At 68.8% G+C, this 4,077-nt stretch carries 4 protein-coding genes; all 4 read left to right on the plus strand.

Annotated elements, in window-relative coordinates:
• The coding region (infB, locus tag JAO81_RS41630; RefSeq protein ID WP_199553211.1) for a translation initiation factor IF-2 at positions 1–2,104 on the plus strand (2,104 nt) is incomplete at its 5' end.
• A gap of 170 nt (positions 2,105–2,274) precedes the next feature.
• The gene (locus JAO81_RS41635) at positions 2,275–2,568 is read left to right on the plus strand and encodes a DUF503 domain-containing protein (RefSeq protein WP_199553212.1); all 294 of its coding nucleotides are present in this window, start codon (positions 2,275–2,277) and stop codon (positions 2,566–2,568) included.
• 45 nt (positions 2,569–2,613) lie between these two features.
• The gene (gene rbfA / locus JAO81_RS41640) at positions 2,614–3,054 is read left to right on the plus strand and encodes a 30S ribosome-binding factor RbfA (RefSeq protein WP_165335925.1); all 441 of its coding nucleotides are present in this window, start codon (positions 2,614–2,616) and stop codon (positions 3,052–3,054) included.
• A complete protein-coding gene (truB, locus tag JAO81_RS41645) occupies positions 3,051–4,010 on the plus strand; it encodes a tRNA pseudouridine(55) synthase TruB (protein ID WP_199553213.1) in 960 nt (319 codons plus the stop codon). The genes rbfA and truB overlap by 4 nt, the downstream gene beginning before the upstream one ends.
• Positions 4,011–4,077: the final 67 nt, after the last annotated feature.

The raw sequence follows: 4,077 nt of genomic DNA on the forward strand, positions 1-4,077 counted from the left end.
GGCCCGTCGTCCCGGATGCGCGGGTGGGCCGGCCGGCCCCGGTGGCGGGGGCGGTTTCGCCGGTCGTCCCGGTGGCGGCGGCGGTGGCGGCGGTTTCGCCGGTCGTCCCGGTGGCGGTGGCGGTTTCGCCGGTCGTCCCGGTGGTGGTCGTCCCGGCGGTCCCGGTGGCCGTGGTGGCACGCAGGGCGCCTTCGGCCGTCCCGGCGGTCCCGCGCGTCGTGGCCGTAAGTCGAAGCGGCAGAGGCGCCAGGAGTACGAGGCCATGCAGGCCCCGTCGGTCGGCGGCGTGATGCTGCCTCGCGGCAACGGCGAGACCGTTCGCCTGTCGCGCGGTGCTTCGCTCACCGACTTCGCGGAGAAGATCAACGCCAACCCGGCGTCGCTCGTCGCCGTGATGATGAACCTCGGCGAGATGGTCACGGCCACGCAGTCCGTCTCCGACGAGACGCTTCAGCTCCTCGGCGGCGAGATGAACTACACAGTTCAGATCGTCAGCCCCGAGGAGGAGGACCGCGAGCTGCTCGAGTCCTTCGACATCGAGTTCGGCGAGGACGAGGGCGGCGAGGAGTACCTGGTCGCGCGTCCGCCGGTGGTGACCGTCATGGGTCACGTCGACCACGGTAAGACCCGACTGCTCGACGCGATCCGCAAGACGAACGTGGTCGCGGGCGAGGCGGGTGGCATCACCCAGCACATCGGTGCCTACCAGGTCGCGACCGAGGTGAACGGCGAAGAGCGCCGCATCACCTTCATCGACACCCCGGGTCACGAGGCGTTCACCGCCATGCGTGCCCGTGGTGCGAAGTCGACCGACATCGCCATCCTGGTGGTCGCGGCCAACGACGGCGTCATGCCGCAGACGGTCGAGGCGCTCAACCACGCCAAGGCGGCCGACGTCCCGATCGTCGTCGCGGTCAACAAGATCGACGTCGAGGGTGCCGACCCGACCAAGGTGCGCGGTCAGCTGACCGAATTCGGCCTCGTGGCCGAGGAGTACGGCGGCGACACCATGTTCGTCGACATCTCCGCCAAGCAGGGCGAGAACATCGAGTCCCTGCTCGAGGCCGTGGTCCTGACCGCGGACGCCTCGCTCGACCTGCGGGCCAACCCGGAGCAGGACGCGCAGGGTATTGCGATCGAGTCGCACCTCGACAAGGGCCGCGGTGCTGTCGCGACCGTCCTCGTCCAGCGCGGTACCCTCCGCGTCGGCGACACGATGGTCGCGGGCGACGCCTACGGCCGCGTGCGCGCCATGCTCGACGACAAGGGCAACAACGTGCAGGAAGCGGGTCCCTCGACCCCCGTCCTGGTCCTGGGTCTCACCAACGTCCCCGGCGCCGGCGACAACTTCCTCATCGTCGACGAGGACCGCACCGCCCGTCAGATCGCCGAGAAGCGTGCGGCGCGTGAGCGCAACGCGGCCTTCGCCAAGCGCACCCGCCGGGTGTCCCTCGAGGACCTCGACAAGGTGCTCAAGGCCGGCCTCGTGCAGGATCTCAACATCATCATCAAGGGCGACGCGTCCGGTTCGGTGGAGGCTCTCGAGTCCTCGCTGCTCCAGCTCGACGTCGGTGAAGAGGTTGATATCCGCGTCCTGCACCGTGGTGTGGGTGCGGTCACCGAGTCGGACATCAACCTGGCGACGGGTTCCGACGCCATCGTCATCGGCTTCAACGTCCGCGCGGTCGGCCGCGCGGAGCAGCTGGCCGAGCGCGAAGGCGTGGACGTCCGGTACTACTCGGTCATCTACCAGGCGATCGAAGAGATCGAAGCGGCCCTCAAGGGCATGCTCAAGCCGGAGTACGAAGAGGTCGAGCTCGGCACGGCGGAGATCCGCGAGATCTTCCGCTCGTCCAAGCTGGGCAACATCGCCGGTGTCCTGGTCCGGTCCGGCGAGGTCAAGCGCAACACCAAGGCGCGCCTGCTTCGCGACGGCAAGGTCATCGCGGAGAACCTCAACATCTCCGGTCTGCGCCGCTTCAAGGACGACGTCACCGAGATCCGCGAGGGCTTCGAGGGTGGTATCAACCTCGGAAACTTCAACGACATCAAGATCGACGACGTCATCGCGACGTACGAGATGCGCGAGAAGCCGCGCGGCTGATGCCACGCACTGATCGAGCAGCGTGAACCGGGGCCGGTCGACGGGGGAAATTCCGTCGATCGGCCCCGGCCGTTGCGTGTACGGTTCCGGTGTCCCTGCCAAGGCGGCCCTTGCGGCCGGCCCGCGGTAGCAGGGCCCTCGAACCCGTACCGGCGGGCATCCGGATACATATGTACGTGGGGACTCTGTCCTTCGATCTGCTCCTCGGCGACGTACGGTCGCTGAAGGAGAAGCGCTCCGTCGTCCGGCCGATCGTCGCCGAACTGCACCGGAAGTTCGCCGTGAGCGTGGCGGAGGTGGGCGATCAGAACCTGCACCGCAGGGCCGAGATCGGCGTGGCCATGGTGTCCGGCGACACCGGCCACCTGGCGGAGGTGCTCGACCGGTGCGAGCGCATGATCGCCGCCCGGCCCGAGGTGGAGCTGCTCTCGGTGCGCAGACGGCTGCACGGCGACGATGATTGATGCACGTAGGAACGTAAGAAGAAGCAAGTAGAGGGAGACGGACCAGTGGCCGACAACGCGCGGGCGAAGAAGCTGGCGGACCTCATCCGGGAAGTGGTCGCACAGAAGCTGCAGCGTGGGGTCAAGGACCCGCGCCTCGGCTCGCACGTGACCATCACCGACACGAGGGTCACCGGCGATCTGCGGGAGGCGACCGTCTTCTACACGGTCTACGGCGATGACGAGGACCGTGAGAACGCGGCCCGTGGGCTCGAGAGCGCCAAGGGTGTGCTGCGGTCGGCGGTGGGTGCGGCGGCGGGTGTGAAGTTCACGCCGACGCTGACCTTCGTGGCCGATGCGCTGCCGGAGACCGCCAAGACCATCGAGGACCTCCTCGACAAGGCGCGGGCCTCCGACGCGCAGGTGCGCCAGGCGTCCTCGGGCGCCACGTACGCCGGTGAGGCGGACCCGTACAAGAAGCCGGAAGAGGACGACGCTTCCGAATGAGCAAGCAGCAGCAGAGGCCGGGCGAGAGGGGCGAGCGCGCAGCGCTCTCGGTTGAGGGCGGTGGCGGGCGGGAGAGCGGCCTTGTCATCGTCGACAAGCCGTCCGGCTTCACTTCGCATGACGTGGTCGCCAAGATGCGCGGCATCGCCAAGACCCGCAGGGTCGGGCACGCCGGCACGCTCGATCCGATGGCGACCGGTGTGCTCGTTCTCGGTGTGGAGCGGGCCACCAAGCTCCTCGGGCATCTCGCCCTGACGGAGAAGGAGTACCTCGGCACCATCCGGCTCGGGCAGAACTCCGTGACGGATGACGCCGAGGGGGAGATCACCTCGTCGGCGGATGCGTCGCGGGTGTCCCGTGAGGCGATCGACGCCGCGATCGGCAAGCTGACCGGCGAGATCATGCAGGTGCCGTCCAAGGTCAGTGCGATCAAGATCAATGGGGTGCGGTCGTACAAGCGGGCGCGCGACGGGGAGGACTTCGAGATCCCGGCGCGGCCGGTGACCGTCTCCTCGTTCACGGTGTACGACGTGCGCGACGCGGTCGCCGAGGACGGCACCGCGGTCATGGATCTGGTCGTGTCGGTGGTCTGCTCCTCTGGCACGTACATCCGGGCGCTGGCCCGGGATCTGGGGGCGGACCTCGGGGTCGGCGGGCATCTGACGGCGCTTCGGCGTACGCGGGTCGGGCCGTATGGGCTCGATGCGGCCCGGACGCTGGAGTCGCATCAGGAGTCGCTCGTCGTGATGCCGGTGGGGCAGGCGGCGGCTGCGGCGTTTCCTCGGTGGGATGTCGATGAGAAGCGGGCGCGGTTGTTGCTCAACGGCGTGCGGATTGAGATGCCGGATGAGTATGGGGCGGGGGAGTCCGTTGCGGTCTTCGATGCCGAGGGGCGGTTTGTGGCGCTTGTGGAGAGCTTGAAGGGCAAGGCCAAGAGCCTGGCCGTTTTCGCCTGAGGCGCTGGGGGTGGGTGAGGTCGTGTGGGGGGCCGCGCCCCGCGCCCCCCGGGGGGGCCGGGCCCCC

Origin of the sequence: Streptomyces sp. N35, from assembly GCF_016464295.1 — a bacterium.
Lineage (GTDB): Bacteria > Actinomycetota > Actinomycetes > Streptomycetales > Streptomycetaceae > Streptomyces.